Origin of the sequence: Vibrio viridaestus, from assembly GCF_003856525.1 — a bacterium.
Lineage (GTDB): Bacteria > Pseudomonadota > Gammaproteobacteria > Enterobacterales > Vibrionaceae > Vibrio > Vibrio viridaestus.
In genome coordinates, this window is the sequence record NZ_RJVQ01000005.1 from 22974 (window position 1) to 42814 (window position 19841).

Annotated in this window: 21 protein-coding genes and 1 pseudogene; 7 read left to right on the plus strand and 15 right to left on the minus strand. The window is 40.1% G+C overall.

Annotation, left to right across the window (positions count from 1 at the left end):
* Window positions 1-7: 7 nt before the first annotated feature.
* From EES38_RS12400 to EES38_RS12410, 3 genes are read left to right on the plus strand one after another with little or no spacing between them, the layout of a single operon-like run.
* Window positions 8-1495 (plus strand): glycoside hydrolase family 32 protein, encoded by a 1488-nt coding sequence (locus EES38_RS12400; protein ID WP_124937522.1) that lies wholly within the window; start codon window positions 8-10, stop codon window positions 1493-1495.
* A 9-nt stretch (window positions 1496-1504) separates the two neighbouring features.
* Window positions 1505-2584 carry an ABC transporter ATP-binding protein gene (locus EES38_RS12405; RefSeq protein WP_124937523.1) on the plus strand — a complete coding sequence of 360 codons (1080 nt, stop codon included), beginning with the start codon at window positions 1505-1507 and terminating at the stop codon, window positions 2582-2584.
* 24 nt (window positions 2585-2608) lie between these two features.
* Window positions 2609-3634, plus strand: a complete 1026-nt coding sequence (locus EES38_RS12410; protein WP_208020440.1) for a LacI family DNA-binding transcriptional regulator — start codon at window positions 2609-2611, stop codon at window positions 3632-3634.
* Between the two features lie 345 nt (window positions 3635-3979).
* On the opposite strand, the gene EES38_RS12415 is transcribed toward EES38_RS12410, so the two are convergent.
* The 5 genes from EES38_RS12415 to EES38_RS12435 are packed head-to-tail and all read right to left on the minus strand — an operon-like array spanning window position 3980 to window position 7089.
* Complete coding sequence (locus tag EES38_RS12415) at window positions 3980-4279, minus strand: hypothetical protein (protein WP_124937524.1); 300 nt, start codon at window positions 4277-4279, stop codon at window positions 3980-3982.
* Window positions 4280-4302: 23 nt separating this feature from the next.
* Window positions 4303-4794: a hypothetical protein gene (locus EES38_RS12420; protein WP_124937525.1), complete on the minus strand. Its 492-nt coding sequence runs from the start codon at window positions 4792-4794 to the stop codon at window positions 4303-4305.
* 20 nt (window positions 4795-4814) lie between these two features.
* Window positions 4815-5120: a hypothetical protein gene (locus EES38_RS12425; protein WP_124937526.1), complete on the minus strand. Its 306-nt coding sequence runs from the start codon at window positions 5118-5120 to the stop codon at window positions 4815-4817.
* 45 nt (window positions 5121-5165) lie between these two features.
* The gene (locus tag EES38_RS12430) at window positions 5166-6542 is read right to left on the minus strand and encodes a DEAD/DEAH box helicase (protein ID WP_124937527.1); all 1377 of its coding nucleotides are present in this window, start codon (window positions 6540-6542) and stop codon (window positions 5166-5168) included.
* A gap of 1 nt (window position 6543) precedes the next feature.
* On the minus strand, window positions 6544-7089 hold the full coding sequence (locus tag EES38_RS12435; RefSeq protein ID WP_124937528.1) for a VspR family transcription factor: 546 nt from the start codon (window positions 7087-7089) through the stop codon (window positions 6544-6546).
* Between the two features lie 103 nt (window positions 7090-7192).
* Here EES38_RS12435 and EES38_RS12440 point away from each other — a divergent pair, with 103 nt between their 5' ends.
* Window positions 7193-7513: a helix-turn-helix domain-containing protein gene (locus EES38_RS12440; protein ID WP_124937529.1), complete on the plus strand. Its 321-nt coding sequence runs from the start codon at window positions 7193-7195 to the stop codon at window positions 7511-7513.
* Between the two features lie 71 nt (window positions 7514-7584).
* On the opposite strand, the gene EES38_RS12445 is transcribed toward EES38_RS12440, so the two are convergent.
* The 7 genes and pseudogenes from EES38_RS12445 to nrdD (EES38_RS12470) form a co-directional block, all read right to left on the minus strand.
* Window positions 7585-8700 (minus strand): SAVED domain-containing protein, encoded by a 1116-nt coding sequence (locus EES38_RS12445; protein ID WP_124937530.1) that lies wholly within the window; start codon window positions 8698-8700, stop codon window positions 7585-7587.
* A complete protein-coding gene (locus EES38_RS12450) occupies window positions 8697-9191 on the minus strand; it encodes a type II CBASS E2 protein (RefSeq protein WP_124937531.1) in 495 nt (164 codons plus the stop codon). The genes EES38_RS12445 and EES38_RS12450 overlap by 4 nt, the downstream gene beginning before the upstream one ends.
* A 5-nt stretch (window positions 9192-9196) precedes the next feature.
* The gene (locus EES38_RS12455; RefSeq protein WP_124937532.1) at window positions 9197-10471 is read right to left on the minus strand and encodes a nucleotidyltransferase domain-containing protein; all 1275 of its coding nucleotides are present in this window, start codon (window positions 10469-10471) and stop codon (window positions 9197-9199) included.
* Window positions 10472-10805: 334 nt separating this feature from the next.
* Window positions 10806-10937 (minus strand): hypothetical protein, encoded by a 132-nt coding sequence (locus tag EES38_RS22625; protein ID WP_262021754.1) that lies wholly within the window; start codon window positions 10935-10937, stop codon window positions 10806-10808.
* Between the two features lie 93 nt (window positions 10938-11030).
* Entirely contained in the window at window positions 11031-11507 is a 477-nt protein-coding gene (nrdG, locus tag EES38_RS12460) for an anaerobic ribonucleoside-triphosphate reductase-activating protein (protein ID WP_124937533.1), read from the minus strand.
* Complete coding sequence (gene nrdD / locus EES38_RS12465) at window positions 11507-13630, minus strand: anaerobic ribonucleoside-triphosphate reductase (RefSeq protein WP_208020451.1); 2124 nt, start codon at window positions 13628-13630, stop codon at window positions 11507-11509. The genes nrdG and nrdD (EES38_RS12465) overlap by 1 nt, the downstream gene beginning before the upstream one ends.
* A gap of 268 nt (window positions 13631-13898) precedes the next feature.
* Window positions 13899-14753: pseudogene (gene nrdD / locus EES38_RS12470) on the minus strand (anaerobic ribonucleoside-triphosphate reductase); the annotation flags it as partial.
* Window positions 14754-15037: 284 nt separating this feature from the next.
* On the opposite strand from nrdD (EES38_RS12470), the gene EES38_RS12475 reads away from it, so the two are divergent.
* Window positions 15038-15922, plus strand: coding sequence for an endonuclease/exonuclease/phosphatase family protein (locus EES38_RS12475; RefSeq protein ID WP_124937536.1), 885 nt, complete (start codon window positions 15038-15040; stop codon window positions 15920-15922).
* A gap of 77 nt (window positions 15923-15999) precedes the next feature.
* A complete protein-coding gene (locus EES38_RS12480; RefSeq protein WP_124937537.1) occupies window positions 16000-16635 on the plus strand; it encodes a tRNA (adenine(22)-N(1))-methyltransferase in 636 nt (211 codons plus the stop codon).
* A gap of 109 nt (window positions 16636-16744) precedes the next feature.
* Here EES38_RS12480 and EES38_RS12485 read toward each other — a convergent pair whose 3' ends face one another.
* Window positions 16745-17248 carry a hypothetical protein gene (locus EES38_RS12485; protein WP_124937538.1) on the minus strand — a complete coding sequence of 168 codons (504 nt, stop codon included), beginning with the start codon at window positions 17246-17248 and terminating at the stop codon, window positions 16745-16747.
* 190 nt (window positions 17249-17438) lie between these two features.
* On the opposite strand from EES38_RS12485, the gene EES38_RS12490 reads away from it, so the two are divergent.
* Window positions 17439-18500, plus strand: a complete 1062-nt coding sequence (locus EES38_RS12490) for an aldo/keto reductase (RefSeq protein ID WP_124937539.1) — start codon at window positions 17439-17441, stop codon at window positions 18498-18500.
* A gap of 14 nt (window positions 18501-18514) precedes the next feature.
* Here the strand turns inward: EES38_RS12490 and EES38_RS12495 are convergent, their stop codons facing one another.
* Together EES38_RS12495 and EES38_RS12500 are read right to left on the minus strand one after the other, a co-directional pair.
* Entirely contained in the window at window positions 18515-18913 is a 399-nt protein-coding gene (locus EES38_RS12495; RefSeq protein ID WP_124937540.1) for an NUDIX hydrolase, read from the minus strand.
* Window positions 18914-18993: 80 nt separating this feature from the next.
* Window positions 18994-19806: a siderophore-interacting protein gene (locus EES38_RS12500; RefSeq protein ID WP_124937541.1), complete on the minus strand. Its 813-nt coding sequence runs from the start codon at window positions 19804-19806 to the stop codon at window positions 18994-18996.
* Window positions 19807-19841: the final 35 nt, after the last annotated feature.

Genomic DNA, 19841 nt, shown 5'->3' on the forward strand with positions numbered 1-19841 from the left:
TTATAAGATGAAACAGCTAACAAAAGACATTTTTCGACCAGAGATACATTTCACCCCCCCTTTCGGGTGGATGAATGATCCAAACGGATTAGTATACATCAATGAAGAATATCATTTGTTCTACCAATACTATCCATATGGGAATAAATGGGGACCGATGCATTGGGGTCATGCAGTTAGTTCTGATTTGCTACATTGGGAACACCTCCCACCAGCATTAGTACCTGACGAAACAGGAATGTGTTTTTCCGGCAGTGCAGTTATTGACTGGCAAAATACGAGTAGTTTATTTGATAACAACACTCAACCCGGCATTATAGCCTTCTACACAGCATGTATCGCTCCGACGGATGGGACAGATGGCACCCAAATGCAAAATTTGGCTTATAGTGAGGACGGAGGTTTCAGTTGGAAAAAATATCAAAAAAACCCGATCCTGCCAAATTTTGGATTAAAAGACTTCCGTGATCCAAAAGTAATCTGGCATGAACCAACACAATACTGGGTTATGGTCGTAACTGAAGGGCAGGAAATAGGTTTTTATCGCTCCAGAGATCTCAAAAAATGGAGCAAAACTTCTTCATTTGGGAAATATGATGGTGCACATGATTCTCTTCCATGGGAATGTCCGGATCTGTTCCCAATTAATATTGAAGGTGATAACCATCTTTATTGGATTCTCATTGTTGGCGTCCAGGGAGGAAGCTTTGCAGGCGGTTCGGGTACACAATACTTTATAGGGCAATTTGATGGCGAGTATTTCATCAACCATCACAACCCAGATACCGTTTTATGGCTCGATTATGGTCGCGATTATTATGCAGCTCAAACCTGGTCTGATGTAACAGACGGTAGTCGCATTGCAATTGCCTGGATGAGCAATTGGCAATATGCTAACGAAGTTCCAACTCTTAGCTGGCGTAGTGCAATGAGTTCTCCTCGCCGTCTAAAACTAACTCACACATCAAGCGGACTTCGATTGACTCATACGTTACCAAAAGAATGGACAATAAAAAATACTCCGCACAGTGCGCAGGGGATCAATTTAGTCCAGAAACAAAACGTATTGATTACCCCATCTTATACTGCTGGTATATTAAGTACCGCATTGTATATGGAAATAGGTACCATCATCCAATGTAAACCGTTTGGCAACGATAGTCTTTTTTACACCATAAATAGAACTCCAGATGGTTACCAAATAATAACCACCCGCTCAATCGCTGAAATGGGTGAACAAAAATATAGCGATACTTTTGAACACGAAATTGCTTTAGTTCTCCCGCAAGCAGAATTTCTGACCCTTACGGCCGTTATCGATCGCTGTTCAAGTGAACTATTACTTCAGGATGGTGAATTTTGCTTAACCGATCTTTCTTTTGATCAAATGGTAAACGGCTTCGAAATGATCTGTCTAAAAGGGCAAGTGACTATTAATGAACTAAGCTTTTGTTCTGCTAATAACATCTCAAACATCATCACCAAAGCCGCTTAAGGAGTAAATATGGGAAGTGTAAAATTAACAAATGTGATCAAACGATTTGGTGATACTCAAACTATTCATGATGTGAGTATGGATATCAAAGATGGAGAGTTTGTGGTTTTTGTCGGCCCTTCTGGTTGTGGCAAATCAACCATACTCAGAATGATTGCAGGGCTAGAATCAATTACTGATGGTGAAGTAACAATAAGTGGTGAACGTGTTAATGAATTGCAGCCGTCAGATCGCGGGATTGCGATGGTTTTTCAATCTTATGCACTCTATCCGCATATGACCGTTTTTGAAAATATCGCATTTAGCATGAAATTAGCTAAGATGAACAAAAAAGAGATTGAGGATAAGGTTATGCTTGCCGCAAAATCTCTTCATCTTGAAAAATTGCTTGATCGGAAGCCATCCGAGCTTTCTGGAGGACAGCGCCAACGTGTAGCCATTGGGCGCTCAATTGTCCGACATCCTGATGTATTTTTGTTTGATGAACCACTATCAAACCTTGATGCTGAACTTAGAGTCAAAATGCGTATGGAGATTGCCCGCCTCCATAAGGAACTAGAATCTACCATGATCTACGTGACTCATGACCAGGTTGAAGCGATGACCCTTGCAGACAAAATTGTAGTTCTAAATGCAGGTCGGGTAGAGCAAATTGGAGCACCGTTGGAGTTGTACAAAAATCCTAACAACCTATTTGTTGCAGGTTTCATCGGCTCACCTAAGATGAATTTTATATCTGGTGTTGTTGCACTACAATCCGAAACAGAACTTACTATCAATCTTGGTCGCTCCACTCGAATTATTTTGCCAACTCGTTACCAAAATCTCCAGGAAGGTACACCAGTAACTATAGGTATTCGCCCTGAACACCTTCGTCTGGGTAATGACAAGGACTTTATTTTGGATGTTACACCTCAAGTCGTGGAAAATCTTGGGGGACACAGCTTCCTTTACGCCTTGTTTGACGATACAAGTATATCGATTGAACTCAGAGGGTATTACAGTAATGACAACTGTGAGTCAATTCAAATATGTGCTGATTTAAACGACGTATATCTCTTTGATGACAGTGGAAAATCTGTAAAATAACTTAACGCACGGCATAGTTGTTCTATGCCGTTATTTACTCTGATTAAGGTAATTATGGTCACCATTAAGCAAGTCGCCGCAAGAGCCGGCATCTCTTTTAAAACAGTATCTCGTGTTATTAATAATGAACCTAATGTTAAGCCCGAAACGCGAAATAAAGTGGAAAAAGCCATAGCAGAGTTAGGCTACCGGCCTAATAGTGCGGCTCGAATGATGCGTAATGCCAAATCCGGTGTGATCGGCTTCATCTCTGATGAAGTGTCGACAACTTCAGCTTCCATCGAAATTATCAAGGGGGCACAAGAACTGGCATGGCAACATAGCAAGCTATTGATGGTATTAAACATTAAGCCGGACGACGATTCAGTTAAAAAAGCCATAGAGCAACTACTTCAGTTTCGGGCAGAAGGTGTCATTTATGCCAGTATGTATCACAAGCCTGTAAGTTTGCCTAAGGATTTACACAACTTACCAACCGTGTTAGTTAACTGTTTTAGTCCAACACAACGTATTGCCAGCGTTGTGCCAGATGATTACCTCGCGGCCTACGATCTAACTACTCGAATGATCAAAAAAGGTGCTAGACGTATTGCTCTTCTAAACCTGAACAAACGTATTATTGCTGCAGCAGAACGTCAAAAAGGGTATTTTGACGCCCATTATGCAGCAGGAATTCAAATTGATGATGTTTATGCACGCAATGCCGTGATAGAAGAAAATGGCCAGGAGCGGTATATCACAGAAAACGTACTTGATGAGCTATTAGCTTTACCTGAGCCACCGGATGCCATTGTCTGCGGTAAAGATCAGCTCGCCATGCAAGTTTATTTTTACCTGGCACAAAAAGGGATAGTGGTAGGTAAAGATATCGCAATAGGAAGCTTTGATAATATGGACCCAATCCCACAAACACTTAAACCGGGTTTATCTACCATGGCGTTACCTCATCTTGATATGGGCAAATGGGGTTTACAGTATATATTGGAAGGGCAGACCCATACCGAACAAGTAAAATTGCCTTGTACATTTATAGAGCGGCAATCATTTTAGTTTTATAGAGAAAACTGTAGCCCTCTTTAGCGACCAAAGATTCAATTTTTAACACAAATAAAAACTAGGCATTCGAGCAGTTCCGGTACCCATCAATAACCTCAATAAAGCCACTGCAATTACCGAAAACTCCCGGTTGGCTTGTTTAGCGCTAGTCCAGCAGAAATAGGTTGCTGCCGTAACGACGTAAAGAAACTTAAGAAAGAAGTTGCGTTTTCAGGTAGCAAGCTGAGCACTCCATCTATGTTTAGGCACCGACAACAAATTATCCTTTGGGAATGAGTCAATATAGTTTGTATGTTGGCTTGAATCAGTATGACAAAAGATTCGCCGCGTTCTATCTATCTACATAAGTTGAATTACAGACACAGCAGCAGTTACAACATAAATTGCTGCAGCTTTTACCGAAAACAATATCAATTGCCTTTTGTATGTATAAGAAATCGCTTGCTCAAGTTCATGTAGTTCAATCTTTGTACGCTTTTCTTGATATAAAAATATGCCATCAAGCATTCTTGAAGCCATTCCTGATTTCCACTGTTCATAAAATTTCATTCTTTCAGCAGAAGGGAAGTCATCAACGTGGTTTCTGCTTCTGATTGAAGCTGCTATCTGGTCTACAGTTCGTCTCTTTTTCACAAGCATCGGTATTATTCCAGTAAGTTAATTTAATAGTCCGCTGATTTTAAACCGCGAATTTTAGCGATTAGCTCACTAGTTACTCCTTTCCCAAATTCTGAACGTAAATGACGATCTGGATAAGGTTGTAATAGTTCTTCAGAGCCAATTTCACCGCAAACATACCATTTGGCATTCAATGCATATGCGTGTGCTATCATCCTACGTACAGGATTGTTGTCATCCATTTTCATCCTGAATGGTAATTCGGTCTCAGGCGCTAATTCATTGCAGGAGAACACGCCATGTTCAATAAGGTATGCTCGATTGTAAAAAGTCCCCAAGGGGTAAAGTAGTAGCCCCGCTTCTGATGCCGCATTTCTTAGCTTTTCGATAGCCTGACAATCCGGTTCTACCATTTCTAAAAGTGTCTTTGTTCGGGTATAAAACCATTCTTTGTACTTGGAATGTGCACTTGCATTACTGTGAAAATGTTCATTCGAATAGAACAAACTAAGCATGTCGAAATATAAAATCTTCACTGAAATCCCCCTAGTTCACATTAGGCATAGTTAAAATGGTGCTTCATGAAAAAATCTAGATAACATCCTCTTTCTAAAGCTCTTTCCTCTATCTGCTTCCACAACACCGGCACATAGGTTTTAAGAACATCCGCATCAGATTGGTGATATTTATCCTCGCAGTCCCCTACAGCAGCTTTTAGCCACTCTGCGGGGGTTAAAATAGTGAGCCCTTGATGAAAATACTCTGGAATGGCTGCCCGTATTGCTTCTTCGCTACCGCTAGCAACATAAATTGTAACGCCTTCACCCGTCGCGTAATAATGGCTAACACCGATATAGAACATATCAACTCCTTAGAAGTCTATTGCTTGATGAAACATCGTCGTTGGTTATAAAAATGCTGAGACTACACGCTCACGAAATCGTCCCAACCAGATTTCATCAAAAATATCGTCAGCTCCACGACCTGGTGTGGAAGGTTTGGATTGAATTCCCCAATCTAACTGGCTATATCCTTTGATAGTTTTTGCGGGCACAGATTCAACTTCACCGCATTGATTTGTTGCGTGTAACTCTCGGACGTACTCTTCTTTACCAATTTTGGCAAAGAGACAGGTTTCAGGAATGTCATGCTCTATACGCTCTGCATATTCAATTAAATTCTGCTCTGCAAACGTATAAAGCCAGGCATCCTGGTTTGGACTATCGTTAACTCGCAATATCCGGCCAAGCACTTGTCTAAAGTAAAGTTCTGTTTTTACAGAGCTGATATGACAACACACCTGTAAGCGGGGAATATCGGTACCTTCGCTTATCATGCCGACACTCACAATCCATTGAGTTGCTCCTGTTTGATAAGCCTTAATTTCAGATTGAGGATCATCATGATGGTAGGTTACTAATGTTGCTGACTGACCAAATTTTTCGGTCAATATTTTTAGTACTTGTTTTGCATGCTTCACCGATGACGCAACAACAAGACCTCCTGCATTAAAAGACTCTTTCCGGATTTCATTAAGTTTCTGGCATCCTAAGCCGAGGATATACTCCATCGCTTGAGTATTATGAATTACATCCTGATACGACGTCTTTGATTGCTTAAGGAGTTCAAGAATAGAAGCAAATGATTTTTTCTCAGAACCTTCTGAAATCGTTAAATGTTCATTATCAACCAAGACTATTTTAGGCTTGCGACAGACATTGTCAGCTATAGCTTGGGCTAAGCCGTACTGATAATCACAAAATAGTTTGCCTTCCGGATCACTATATTCAGCCAAAACAATCGGAAATTTATCTGAACGCCAAGGAGTTCCCGACAGAGCTAACGTATAGGTAGCAACACCTTGTATACGAGCCAATATTTGTTGCCCCCAAATATTGGCTCTGTCTGGCTCGTCGCCAGAACAGTGATGTATTTCATCAAATACAACAAGCAACCGATATTTTTCAATGGTTCGCCAAAAGTCATCGCCTAAATACTGGATTGACTGATAAGTCAGTGACTGACCTATGGAGCCTAGACTTCCGTTGAATGGACAATTGATGGTTATCGAAAACGTAGCCCTCATGCCATCAGCTACAGCAACAGAAGGTGAAAAGCAAAGAATGAGGTCAATCATACCTTTATCGAGTAATGTTTTAGCCAGTGTAGCTGACATGATGCTTTTACCGGCTCCTGGTGTCGCCTGACAGAAGAAATGGTTAGAACCAGATTCATACTTTTCCATCGCCTGAGTGACGCATTCTGCTTGCCATTTTCTTAACATACTACGCTCTCTCATGTGACAACGAATTCAACATATTTGTAATTGCATTAATATTGCCCATAAACAAAGCTGCTTTTTCGTTAGCAGCAACGTTCAGACGTTCAAGAAGCTGAAATTGCTCTGGATATTGCTCTTTTAATGCTTTGTATTTTTCTATCTCTCCTAGAGTAACTTCCAGCTCTCCCTTTAACCGATTGCGCTCAATCGTAAGTTCTGAGTAATCTCTATTAGCTTGATTCGTAACAGATACTTTAGGAATGTTCTTTTTTACTCGTGACTTAGGTTTACGAGGTTCAAAAGAAATAGAATTAAACTCGTCCGTTTTGAAGTAACGTTTTTCTCTGCGAGAACCTTCGCAGCGCAACCATCCGCATTCTATGCACTTTAATAATTGTCGATAAACAATCTTGCGGAGTTCATTGATATCTTTGGGGCTTTCAGGGAACAAGCGAGCGACATCTCTGGCCTCAATAACGGAAAACCCATCCATCTTTGTTTCTATTAACAACTTATAAATATATGTGTTTATCTTTTGAGAACGTTTCATTTATTACTCGAACAATACAAAAACTAAGTATTGCTTAGTATACATAAATAAGTAAAACTAAGACAATCTTAGTATCGACGAGTCAAATAAGTATGAAACATAAGTGTCAACAGACAACCCAATCCCAAAGCGCCTCAAAGAAGCCCGCAAAAAAATGAAAATCTCCCAAAAAAACTTGGGGATTAGTATCGGCATGGAATCTGGTACAGCTAGTGCCCGAATGAATCAATATGAAAAGGGGGTGCACACTCCGGATGTGCGGACACTCAAGCTGCTGGCTAAAGAACTCGGTGTTCCTTTGAATTATTTCTTTTGTGAGGATGACTCTACAGCGGAGATAGCTACTGCTATATCAAAACTATCTGAAGAACAAAGAAGTCAAGTACTTGAGTTCATAAAATTAATTGGAAAAAGTGAAGAATAATGAAGGCACTAACTCCTTTGTATATTTTCCCAACAGCTAATAGGTAAATCTTAATTCAAATCATTGACAAACTAACCAGCCTCAATAATATAATATTTATTATCAATAACTTGAATCAACTCTTGCTGTGACTGTGGTATATACACGCCCCATGGATATCGATTAACCTTACTTCTTTCATATTGATATACAGTAATTGGTGGTAGATTCCGTCTGTCATAAGCCTGACCAAACCGAAAAGCCACACTGTTCTGGCATGCCAGAACAAGATGAATCTGTTCAACTCCATCAGCAATCAATGACTTCACAATTTCGACAAATTCATAGGCTAAACGATCCTGTTTCCTTTTCGACCAATGATTATCAAAGCGTATATTGTCAAGTTTTAAGTGAATTTGAGGCAAATTTGGGAACGACTTGCTAATACCAGTAGTATCTACTGGATAGGAGAATGAAATTGCCACAACGGATTCGCGACTCTGACGGTTTTGGTATAAATGCTTAATTAAGAAAGATTCACCATCATCATTCCCATCAAGATGTCGCCAGTTAGATATCTGACGATCCCAGTCAGTTACCTCCACTTTTGATTCATCATCAATTAAATAACCAGTTAGAAAAGCGAAAGGGACAGGAACCAGACCACCATATATGATCTCTACGTCATCTGCACCGATCTGGTTTCTTCTTTCCTCAATACTATTTTCAATAGCTAAAAATTTTTGTAATGCCGGTACAGGGTAATTTACAGCACCATTAGCAAGGCTATCTCTAATATCAATTACAATTGGATCTACCCGTTTACCTTTATATTGTAATTGAATAAATGTCGAAAGAGGAGAATCTGAAGTATTTACTAAACCTCGTTCTTCCAGAGAGATAACCACTTGCCTTGACAGTTTTCGTCTCTCAGCAACATCTCTATGAATTTCCCAAATAAGTCCAATGACTACAAGAGCTACACCGCAATAAAAACCGACGGTCAAAAGTGATATAGGCAGATCTGAACTGGGAATATTTATACTGAAAGCTTGATGTGTATTTTCATATCGAGCATTAAAAGCGAAATTACCCAGTAGCGTCATTGTAAGCAATGATATCCCACCTCGGAACACAATTAATGCAGGTGAACGCTTTCGAAAAAAATAGTCTGCGGCTTTAGTTACTACACTGTGAAATAGACTCATCGGAACTTATCCTTGCTTTTGGCACCCTTACTGCTTTGAAGCCGCTCTTTATATTGTTCAATCATTAATTCGCCAGGATGAACGCCACCTCCGCGCCACTCACCATCAGATAGCCAAAGTTCCCAATAATATAGCCACTCCATTGTCCATGGAATAATCGACTCCGCGATAAGCATATTAAATGTCCAATCCTTTGAGCCTTTACCATTAAACATCAGGCAAGGCTTAGTATTTTTCTTTGAAAGAAACTCGTGTGGAGAACGTTTACCGTTAGCCAGTTCTTGTAGGTTTGGGGATAAAATCTCAACATCAGGGATATCATTAATTCCGTACCACCGAACTAAAACCTCATATTTCCTAGCAAACCGAGTAGGCTGAAGTTGCTGCCTCCATTCGAGTTGAAGGCCGCCTTTAACTTTAATGATTCGCCCTCTACCTGTAGGGTATCGCTTTATTAGAGCATTTAGTTGTGAGCGCAATACATAAGCCATGAGAGCTATTTTTCAACGTCGCCATAAAAGTTGTGTTTGGGTACTGGTTTGGCTCTAACGGAGTTAGACAGTCCCAAACCTGCTGATACGACTACGGCTCGATCTAATGCTCTTCTTTCTGTTAAAGTATCTGCGAGTTTTGCCTGAAGCCCACGAGCAGCCTGATTACCAAACAAAGATGCTACTGATCCGATGACTTGATCAAGTCCTTTGTCGAACTCAAGTAGCTCAATGATATCGGTCAGTACCTGTTTGTACCAATCATTGAAAGCATGTGCAAGTTGAGGTTTTTCGTGCCATTTATCTGCAAAGTTTTCAGAAGGTAGTGCAGGATTGAAAATGAAATATATAATTAAACCATCTGACGAGCGCTTACATTCGATAAAACTCGGCATTTCATCAAGTACGTCCAGCATTAGGTCGAAAGGATTATCGTATTCTTTGCTTGAGGCAACACATTTATCGTATGCTTTTGCTGCTAGTGTAGTGATGATAATACTAATTGGAGCGTAATCTTTATAGATATTGAAATCGTTGTTTCTCCATATATCGCGGTGCCGTTTTAGCAACTGAACAATGATCTGAAGGACTGTTTTCCGTATTTGCCCAGGAAGGTCTTCTACTGTACCAGCTTTTAGCTCTTGATTTGATCTGTAAGTACTTCTTCTACTCCACTGTATTTCTTTGTTACATATGCCTCTGAACCAAGAGCGATAACCGTATGGATGAGATGGACTATTAGCGGATTTTACATCTGCAACACGTACGTTATTTTTGCGACTTGGGGCAGTCATATCTTCTGGCATACTAGGCGTGATATCCATATGGAAACCCTGTCCACTCATACCACCGTATTGCATTGTTACGCACCGACGTTTCGGTTCTTTTTCCACTTTATCTTTATATCGAGATGAGTTTTGAAGTTCTTCGATCAATCTACAAAGCAATTGATTAGCATCATGCGTGGTTGCTGGATATTCTTGAGAAGGTAGATGTAAGACGAGGTCAATATCCATATCGGAATTTTCATTAATCGGCTTGACTGAGGTTCCAATTCCAACACTGCCCTGAGCATATATATAGCAATCAGAAAACCAATCACTTTTATTAGCTAAATAAGAGCCAATGGCCTTATATGCAGTATGAAGCTGACTTAACTGACTGTCAGTCAGATCTAAATTCGAAGTAATATGGGATAAGAGTTCAAAGCTAAATTCTTTATCACTGTCACTCAATTGTCTGAGAGATTTAATGCGTGAACGAATATTTTGTATCTGCATAACGCCTCCAAAATCAATATATGGTACTCGATTAAATATTATATCGCTACATATAGTAAAAACAAGTCAAGAGCTGAATATTTATACAGTATAAAATTAGAAGCAAAAACTCATTTCAAAGGTATGTAAAAATAAGGGGGAAATCATATATCACACCAGAACCCATCATTTTATAACAAGCAGAGCTCTTGTTTATAGATAGCAATATATTGTAGAAGTCTTTGAACGATAAAAGCAACAAATACCATATGTATTCGTTCCTAATATGTTATTATTCATAACCAATCTATCGTTCAAAAAGACTTATTTGAAATAAGTTGTAATCGCCTTTTTATTAATCACCTTTTTTGTGCTTATGCGGCTTAAGAGATGGGGTATTTCCGGGAGTATTTTTATTATCCCGTTGACGCCTATCTGGTTTACCAGTTGAATCAGCAATTCTTTTTGGTCCTGGTTTAATTCCCATTACTTTCTCCTTCGAGTTTTTTCAAAGTTGTTGGCATTGGTACTGTTGTTTCTCAACGAAGCGAAAACCTCACCAACAATATTTTTGACTAAATTAGCTATGAACACGCGTAAATCGATGGATAATCTGATTGCTTGAACCTCGCCAAAGTAATGCAGGATCATATTTATCTTGTTCGAATTTACCATCTATCAACACATCAATCATATCAACTATGGACTTTTGATCAGAGGTGAGCTCATCAATCACATACCCAGTCCACATCCAAATATCTTTATCAGGACACTCTGCTTTTACTCTTGATACTAATTGATATATGGCTGAAATATTTGCAGGATGAAGTGGATCCCCACCAGATAGCGACAAACCACGACGCTTTATACGTGTGTCTTGTAAATCAGCAATAATTTGATCTTCCAACTCTTGGGTAAATGGATGGCCAGAGTTAGGAGACCATGTGCCTTGGTTATAACAGCCCCGACATTGATGTTCACACCCTGAAACGAACAGGGTACAACGAGTACCCTCTCCGTTCACAACATCGACTTGATGATATTTATGATAATTCATTAGCAATGCTTAACTCGACGAGTTGCCTCTTCCTGTTTACCCATGTTGAATGGTCGCGAATCTGGAGACCCCAAATATCCACAAACACGACGAATTACAGAAACCTTTTTAGGATCGTGATTACCACATTTAGGACATGTAAAACCTTTGCTGGTACAGGTAAACTCACCTTGATAACCACATTCATAACATTCATCAATTGGCGTATTAGTCCCGTAGTATGGGACACGGTCATATGAATAATCCCAAACGTTTTCTAGTGCTTCAATGTTATGTTGCATGTTTGGATATTCCCCATAACAAATGAAACCACCATTCGCAATTGGAGGGTAAGGCATTTCAAAATCAATCTTATCGTAAGGGTTTACAGCTTTTTCAACATCAAGATGAAAACTGTTAGTGTAATAACCTTTATCTGTCACACCTTTCACTACACCAAACTCTTTTGTGTCTAACGCACAGAAACGATTACACAAGTTTTCTGCTGGCGTACTGTACAAGCTGAAACCAAATCCTGTTTCTTCTTTCCATTGTTCTACTGCATCACGTAATCTTTGTACTATCGCAATACCTTTTTGACGAAGTATTTCACTGTCAAAGATATGTGTATCCATATCAGAATAAAGAGCATTAACAGTTTCATGAATGCCAATATAACCAAGTGAAATTGAAGCGCGTCCATTTTTAAATATTTGCATCACTTCATCATCAGGATTTAAACGAATACCTAATGCCCCTTCACAATAAAGGATTGGAGCAACTCTTGCTTTTACTCCGCGCAGACGGTCGATTCGAGTATCTAGCGCTTTACGAGCTAACGTCAAACGCTGATCTAAAATTTCATAAAACTTCGCTTCATCGCCATTAGCCTCTAATGCAATACGCGGTAGGTTAAGACTTACAACCCCCAAATTGTTTCGACCCTCATGAACTTCTTTTCCGCTCTCATCCGTCCAACGCCCCAAGAAACTACGACATCCCATTGGAGCTTTAAATGATCCTGTTACTTTAACCACTTGCTCGTAATTCATTATATCTGGATACATACGTTTAGTAGCACAATCTAGAGCTAGTTGTTTTATGTAGTAATTTTGATCACCTTTTGAACGATTAATACCTTCTTTAATTGTAAAGATCAATTTAGGGAAGATTGCTGTCTTAGCATTTTTCCCTAATCCTTTGATTCTATTATTTAAAATTGATTTTTGGATTAGTTTTGATTCCCAACTAGTACCTAAACCAAACGAAATCGACAAAAATGGGGTTTGTCCGTTACTTGAAAAAAGTGTATTCACTTCATATTCTAACGACTGAAAGGCATCAAAGACTTCTTTTTCAGTTAATGCTTTGGCATATTCTTCTGGATTAGGAATATTCCACTGATGTGCCGTAGCTAAATGTTTCTCATGGCTTTTAGTCACATACTTAGCTAATACTTCATCCAAACGGTTAAGAGTGGTTCCACCATAAGTATGGGATGCTACCTGAGCAACAATCTGTGCAGTTACCGCTGTTGCTGTCTGAATAGATTTTGGAGTTTCAATTTCAGCATTGCCCATCCTAAATCCATTAGTCAGCATGTTTTCAAGATCAACAACCATACAGTTGTACATAGGGAAAAATGGTGCATAATCCAAATCGTGGTAATGGATTTCGCCTTTATCATGTGCTTGTACAATGTCACGGGAAAGCATGTGATTTTTTGCGTAATGCTTTGCAACGATACCAGCAAGTAAATCACGTTGGGTAGGAATTACCTTACTGTCTTTGTTTGCATTTTCATTCAATATTTCGAGATTACTTTGTTCAACTAACCCTGAAATTTCTTCACTTAGTTTACTTGCTTTTTCTCTCGCAATATCACGATCATGACGATATTCGATATATGCACGAGCAACATCTTCATCAACATGCATTAAATCTTTTTCTACTCGATTCTGAATTTCAGAGATATGGATTTCTCTCTGACCCATCAGCAATTCCGATACATTAGATGCAACAATATCGCCAATTTCTTGATTCTTAGAATTGATGCTATTTGCCGCAGCTTCGACAGCAGCTTTAATAAGCAAAGGGTTAAACGCTACTTTAGCGCCATCACGTTTGACTACCACTGATGTCAATTGTTTCAGTATCATGATTTTTCTCCGATTTTAGTTTTTATTTTTAAGCTGCTAGTTGAAAGGCTTGTTTTTGAATGTTTTCTAATTTTAAATATTTGTGAGAGCACTCTCGTGAGAAAACATTAAATGCAACTTGGAGAGGTTTTGTTGTTTTGACTTTATAAGTACTAAATTTAAAGGCATGGATAGCAAATGAACAAAATACTTGTTTAACATAGGACGCACACACACCCATCATCGAAACAACATTTTTCACTACATAATGGTCATTCGCTGTATGCAAAGTATTCACTTCGTATTCCAGAGACTGAAAGGCGTCATAGCACTCTTTTTCAGTGCGAGCGTCTGCGAATGCTTCTGGATTTTTCACTTCCCACTCTTGGGCAACTTTTAAATGTTTTTTATAACTTTCGGTAACGTAAGGAGCAAGAATCTCATCTATTCGATTGATCGTTGTTCCGCCATATATGTGGCTGGCTACCTGGGCAATGATCTGTGCTGTTACAGCGGTCGCGGTAGAAATAGATTTTGGTGTATCTATTTCGGCGTTACCCATCTTAAATCCCCCTGTTAACATACCTTTTAGGTCGATTAACATGCAGTTAAACATTGGGAAAAATGGAGCGTAATCCAAATCATGGTAATGAATATCGCCTCGCTCGTGAGCCTGAACAACATCACGAGGGAGGATTCGGGTTTTTGCATAGTGTTTTGCAACAATCCCTGCGAGAAGATCTCGCTGAGTAGGTATCACTTTGCCATCTTTGTTCGCATTTTCATTTAACAGGTCAGCGTTACTTTCGTTGATAAGACCTTCAATCTCACGAGTCAGCGCACTTTGTTTTTCACGCGCAATATCCCTGTCATGACGATATTCGATGTAGCCTCTTGCCAATTGTTTGTAGGGGCCTTGCATTAATTCGTTTTCGACCAACGTCTGAATTTCTGCAATGTGTACCTTATCTTTACCTTCCAGTTGCAGCTCTACCGCTAATGCTACATTGAGTGCGTAAATGGCCGTTTCTTTATCTGGTTGAGTCGCCGCAGCTTCTACCGCAGCCTGAATTCTATCCCGATTGAACGCCGCCTTTGAGCCATCCCGTTTGATAACGATAGGTTTCACCGTTTTTCTCCTTAGTCCGTGATTGCATATTCACCGCAACACACTATATGGGCAATTTTTATTTATTGGTTACTATATGTTGGGGTGTAATTTAATGAGATGCCACTAGAGCAGTATTGATTTAGATCAAAAGAAATCAGCGCAAGATAAGAAACAGAACAAACTTTCTCTACAGGTCTCATTTACGAAAAATAATCTGCGTAAGCTATTTTTTTTGGCTATGATTCGAAAGCTTTTTAATTAGTGTTAATATCATTTGAGTTTTATTTTTATCAGGTTTCAAAATGTTAGCTCGCATTATTATTGGTCTGCTCTTCCTCATTGGTAACTTCTTCACCAACCAATCCAGCGCGACATCTATTGCAACATGGAACCTAGAATGGCTTACTTCGGCCAATAAGACAGTTAGCGATCTGCACATACCGCAGCGAAGCAACAACGACATAGTAGAACTGCGGCGTATTTTTTCTCAGCTATCGCCAGATATTCTCGCGTTTCAAGAAGTAAATGATTTAGAAGCAATTAAGAGCGTCGTGGGAGACCAATACCGCATATTTATATCCGACCGCTCCACTCATCGTTGGAAAAGTTTACAGTTCGACGATATAAATCAATTTACTGGATTCGCCGTTCGTGCCTCATTCGTAACCCACGATCCTGAAGATATTCAACTAACAAAAAATCGAAAATTACGTTTTGCTAGTTACCTAAAATTAAAAGTGGATGGAAAGAAAGAAATCCACCTCTTATCCGTTCATCTAAAAAGTGGTTGTTTTGGCAAGTGGAAGCCATCGAAAGAATCCTGCACAACACTAAAACAACAAGGAGAAGTGTTGGCAAAATGGATCAAGAACAGAACAACTAATCAGGAACCTTTTATTATCTTGGGTGATTTTAACCACAACCTATCCTACCCCAATGACTGGCTCTGGACAGAAATGACGAATGGAATTCCGTCCGCTATCTTAGCGACTGGTAAAACACCAGCGACCTGCCAACAAAAAGGTCGGAATGGAAAACTATTTCGCTATCGAAACCTGATCGATCACATCATTGTTTCAGCAGATTTATCGCTTTCAAGTCCACACCAATATTCCTTTTCAGCTCTGCAACTGAATCAGTATCAATTGAGCGATCACTGTCCTCTACTAAGTACCCTAAGAGAGTAAATCTCCAACTCATTAAACCGTCATAAAACAATCGCAAATTATCAAAAAGTCATTACAATGCAGGAGTTTTAACGACGATGGTAAAGCCAGTGAAACTGAGTAAAAGATTGCAACAGATTGAACAGATGGTCTCTGAAAAGTACGACCACATATGGGACTGTTGCTGTGATCATGGTTTTCTGGGAGCAGCTCTGCTTGATAGTGTACCCGCAAATCCACGAACAATTCATTTCGTCGATATTGTGCCTAAGCTAATGCAATCTCTAGAACAAAAGCTGGTACGTTTCTATCAAGGAAAAAGGTGGCATACGCATTGTCTGGATGTCGCTGACATTCCACTCAATACCTTTTCTGGCCGTCATTTAATCATTATTGCTGGTATTGGCGGAGACTTGATGATTGAGTTGATCTGCGCACTTAAAGCCCGTCATCCTACCTTGGCTCTCGACTTTCTTCTTTGTCCTGTTCACCATCAGTTTGCACTGCGCAAGACACTACAAAAGCTCGATCTCAGATTAGTCGCTGAATCGCTAATCAAAGACAATCGCCGCTTTTATGAAATCATTCATGTTACGTCGTCACAATATGGCGAAGTTGTCTCTCCTATCGGTGAAAGTATATGGAGGTCAGAGTGTTCTCATCAGACCATGATTATAAAAGAATATCTATCCAAAACGCTTGGGCACTATCGTCGGATGACTCAGGGGGGGTGATTTAGTATCACTTGAAGCGCGAGAAGCTTACGAAAATATCCAACTCGACAGTCATGTTACTTTTAAATAACGACATACAAATAACCTGCAGTAAAGGCTAAAGTAAAATTCACTTAACAACCCTGATACCTTCGACCTTAAAGTGATGCATAAACTCCCGTAAAATCAGTAACTGGGCAAAGAATCTTGCAGACGTGTCTGGTTCATCGCTACGAGGAGGTCTACCAATAACGATCTCTGCGTATTGGCTAAAAAGATTTTCGAGTTGACGCGTGGACAAATCCATAACGTTCCTTTCGGGGATAGCACACAATTTCGCCAGATTTTTAACGTAGCTAGTAGAAGTTATTAAAGACCGCTCTTGACTTGGTATTGAATGAACAACCTTGGCAATTTCATCTTCAATATAATTAATACCATATTCGATATCATCCGCATTAGGGGGAGTGTGTCGAAAAAAACGCGAACTGACTAATTCATAGCCGACAGGCATTGTTTTTGTTTCGCTCATCGATAAATAAAAAGTGGTTTCACTCTCTGTAATCTCGAATACGATAGCTGACGAATCTACAGCCATACACTGCTCATATCCTTTCTTTTGTGTTTGATTCATAGGCCTTTCCGACACTCGACATACCAATATGAGAAAATATAGTGCGCTTTCATAGTATTAAATGCCACTAATTTCTTATTGGGTTAGTGTGTATGAGCGCACATTAACCCCATCATTGTCTCTGATAGTCTAGATCTTTCACTAAGGATTTATTCGAACAATGCAAGAATGAAATCAGGGAGTGTACATAATGGAATATCGTCAGTTAGGTCATTCTGGACTTAAAGTATCCGCGCTAACTTTAGGTACTATGACATTTGGAGGACAAGGGAAATTTGCTCAAGTTGGCAACACAAATTTAGAACAAGCCAAAAAGCAAATAGGCCTATGTATGGATGCAGGAATCAACCTTTATGATACAGCCGATATCTATTCTGACGGACTGTCAGAGGAAATATTAGGTGCGGCTGTTAGTAATATCCGCAATGATATTTTGATCGCGACCAAGTTGAGATTCCCCACAGGCTCGGGACCCAACCAAGGCGGTGCATCAAGATATCATATTATCAAAGCATGCGAGGCGTCTTTAAAACGACTGAACACCGATTATATCGACCTTTATCAAATTCATGAGTGGGATGGCATAACACCCGTTGATGAGACGTTAGAGGCCATGGATACCTTAGTACGAAGTGGGAAAATCCGCTATTACGGTGTGTCTAACTACACAGGTTGGCAGCTAATGAAAACATTGGGAGAATCTGCTTTACATCATTATCTCCGCCCAATCTCACAACAAATCCACTACTCATTGCAAGCCCGAGAAGCCGAATACGAGTTATTACCGATTGCTCAGGATCAAAACGTTGGCGTACTGATATGGAGTCCTTTAGCCGGTGGGCTGTTATCTGGAAAATACCAGCGGAATAAAGAAGGCCCAAGCGACGCCAGACACCTTCAGGGCTGGCAGGAACCTCCAGTGTACGATACTGAAAAACTCTACGATATTATCGATGTCCTCTTGGATATATCTGAGCAGAGAGGTATTTCACCCGCTCAGATTGCTTTGGCTTGGTTACTCAGTCGCGCCCCCGTATCATCGGTTGTGATTGGAGCCAGAACAGAAGCCCAGCTAAAAGATAACCTAAACGCATGTAATGTCTCGCTCACTGGTGAGGAGTTGCTGAGATTGGATAAAGTCAGCCGACCACCGTTGCTTTATCCTTATTGGCATCAGGCGAGTACTGCGGAAGATCGTCTGTCAGAGATTGATAAGGCCCTCTTGAATCCTTACATAGATGATAGAGACTAAGTTCTGCAAAAAAACTAGCTAAGTAAATACGCCCCTACTCGACTTAGTTCCGATAAAGCTCTGAGATCAGCTTCTATATCAATAGGCGCTTTGATAATGGAATACCAATTAACGTTTTCCGCTTCAAGCGCCATAATCTCACCCGACCAATCAGTAACGATGTAGTAGTGAATGAGCTGCAACTCTGCTGTTGGATGATAGAGCGAACATAAGTACTGATATTTTTCTACCTCAATATTGAGTTCTTCCTTAATTTCACGCTGTAAGGTATCTGATTGCGTCTCTCCTGACTCCATGTGCCCGCCCGGTATTGCAATCAGTCCAGGATCCGTAGCCTTATCCTGAGATCTCGTTTCAAGGAGAATCATATCGTCTTTGATGAGTAAAAAAGATACGCATTCATGTACTTGCATTGTCTGCCTTTCGCTAATCAGTCACATGTAGTGACATTACCGTTTTACAGACAGAATCACAACGAGTTAACGATAGATAACTAGTATTCTTCATCCATCACTGCGTGTCGATCATGATGGTACGCCTCTTCATTTTTACCACGGCACCAGTAGGGAATCGCATACATCGACTTCCGCGTAAGGTTGTGCTGCTTTCCTAAAATTTTACGACACCCGACAACCGCAGCATTTTCCCCTGCAACGAATGCTGATAGGTCTATATCATCCTGAGGAAGCTTTGCTTCAGCTAACGCGTTAATCAAGGGGGATTCCTTACCGTTTTCTCTTTTCAACCAGAAAACAGTGATTCCTTCAGGATGTACCAGATCATGCTTTTCTGCCATATCATCTACCTCAATGAACACTTCGCCCTTTGCTTGTTCAGGTAGCTCTTCCAAAATCGCACTGATTGCAGGCACAGCCGTTAAATCTCCAGCCATTAAATGCCATTTGGCTGGCTTCATTAGTGGGTTAGGACCACCAGGTCCAACGAGACCCAATTCAGAACCCGCTTCAGCTTCTCGCGCCCATTTGGACCCCACAGAAATATCGCCATGATCAACAAAATCGATATCCAATTCACGAGTTTCAGCGCAATACCGACGTACAGTGTAGGCCCGAGCAACAGGTTTATGTTCAGGCCAATGAACCACCTTACCTTCTCTCACTGGCAGTTGTAGAACTCCCGATTCAATATTGGGAAAGAATACTTTGATATGTGCGCCATTACAGTTATCAGGAAACTCGTTGAGTCTATCGCCTGTAACCGTCACCCTGATGAGACTTTTTGATATGTTTTGCTTTCTGACGAACTCTAACCTCATTGGATAGACACGCTCAACTGAATCACTCATTTATATTTCCTTATTACTAGCCAATAACCATTAAT

Bases quoted from the DNA above. Each gene is read 5' to 3' on its own strand.
- EES38_RS12500 (WP_124937541.1), bottom strand. From the start codon at position 19,806: ATGAGTGATTCAGTTGAGCGTGTCTATCCAATGAGGTTAGAGTTCGTC.
- EES38_RS12450 (WP_124937531.1), bottom strand. From the start codon at position 9,191: ATGGCTTATGTATTGCGCTCACAACTAAATGCTCTAATAAAGCGATAC.
- EES38_RS12435 (WP_124937528.1), bottom strand. From the start codon at position 7,089: ATGAAACGTTCTCAAAAGATAAACACATATATTTATAAGTTGTTAATA.
- EES38_RS12495 (WP_124937540.1), bottom strand. From the start codon at position 18,913: ATGCAAGTACATGAATGCGTATCTTTTTTACTCATCAAAGACGATATG.
- EES38_RS12490 (WP_124937539.1), top strand. From the start codon at position 17,439: ATGGAATATCGTCAGTTAGGTCATTCTGGACTTAAAGTATCCGCGCTA.
- EES38_RS12400 (WP_124937522.1), top strand. From the start codon at position 8: ATGAAACAGCTAACAAAAGACATTTTTCGACCAGAGATACATTTCACC.
- EES38_RS12445 (WP_124937530.1), bottom strand. From the start codon at position 8,700: ATGAGTCTATTTCACAGTGTAGTAACTAAAGCCGCAGACTATTTTTTT.
- EES38_RS12480 (WP_124937537.1), top strand. From the start codon at position 16,000: ATGGTAAAGCCAGTGAAACTGAGTAAAAGATTGCAACAGATTGAACAG.
- EES38_RS12475 (WP_124937536.1), top strand. From the start codon at position 15,038: ATGTTAGCTCGCATTATTATTGGTCTGCTCTTCCTCATTGGTAACTTC.
- EES38_RS22625 (WP_262021754.1), bottom strand. From the start codon at position 10,937: ATGGGAATTAAACCAGGACCAAAAAGAATTGCTGATTCAACTGGTAAA.
- EES38_RS12405 (WP_124937523.1), top strand. From the start codon at position 1,505: ATGGGAAGTGTAAAATTAACAAATGTGATCAAACGATTTGGTGATACT.
- nrdG (WP_124937533.1), bottom strand. From the start codon at position 11,507: ATGAATTATCATAAATATCATCAAGTCGATGTTGTGAACGGAGAGGGT.
- EES38_RS12415 (WP_124937524.1), bottom strand. From the start codon at position 4,279: ATGCTTGTGAAAAAGAGACGAACTGTAGACCAGATAGCAGCTTCAATC.
- EES38_RS12425 (WP_124937526.1), bottom strand. From the start codon at position 5,120: ATGTTCTATATCGGTGTTAGCCATTATTACGCGACGGGTGAAGGCGTT.
- EES38_RS12485 (WP_124937538.1), bottom strand. From the start codon at position 17,248: ATGAATCAAACACAAAAGAAAGGATATGAGCAGTGTATGGCTGTAGAT.
- EES38_RS12410 (WP_208020440.1), top strand. From the start codon at position 2,609: ATGCCGTTATTTACTCTGATTAAGGTAATTATGGTCACCATTAAGCAA.
- EES38_RS12455 (WP_124937532.1), bottom strand. From the start codon at position 10,471: ATGCAGATACAAAATATTCGTTCACGCATTAAATCTCTCAGACAATTG.
- EES38_RS12430 (WP_124937527.1), bottom strand. From the start codon at position 6,542: ATGTTAAGAAAATGGCAAGCAGAATGCGTCACTCAGGCGATGGAAAAG.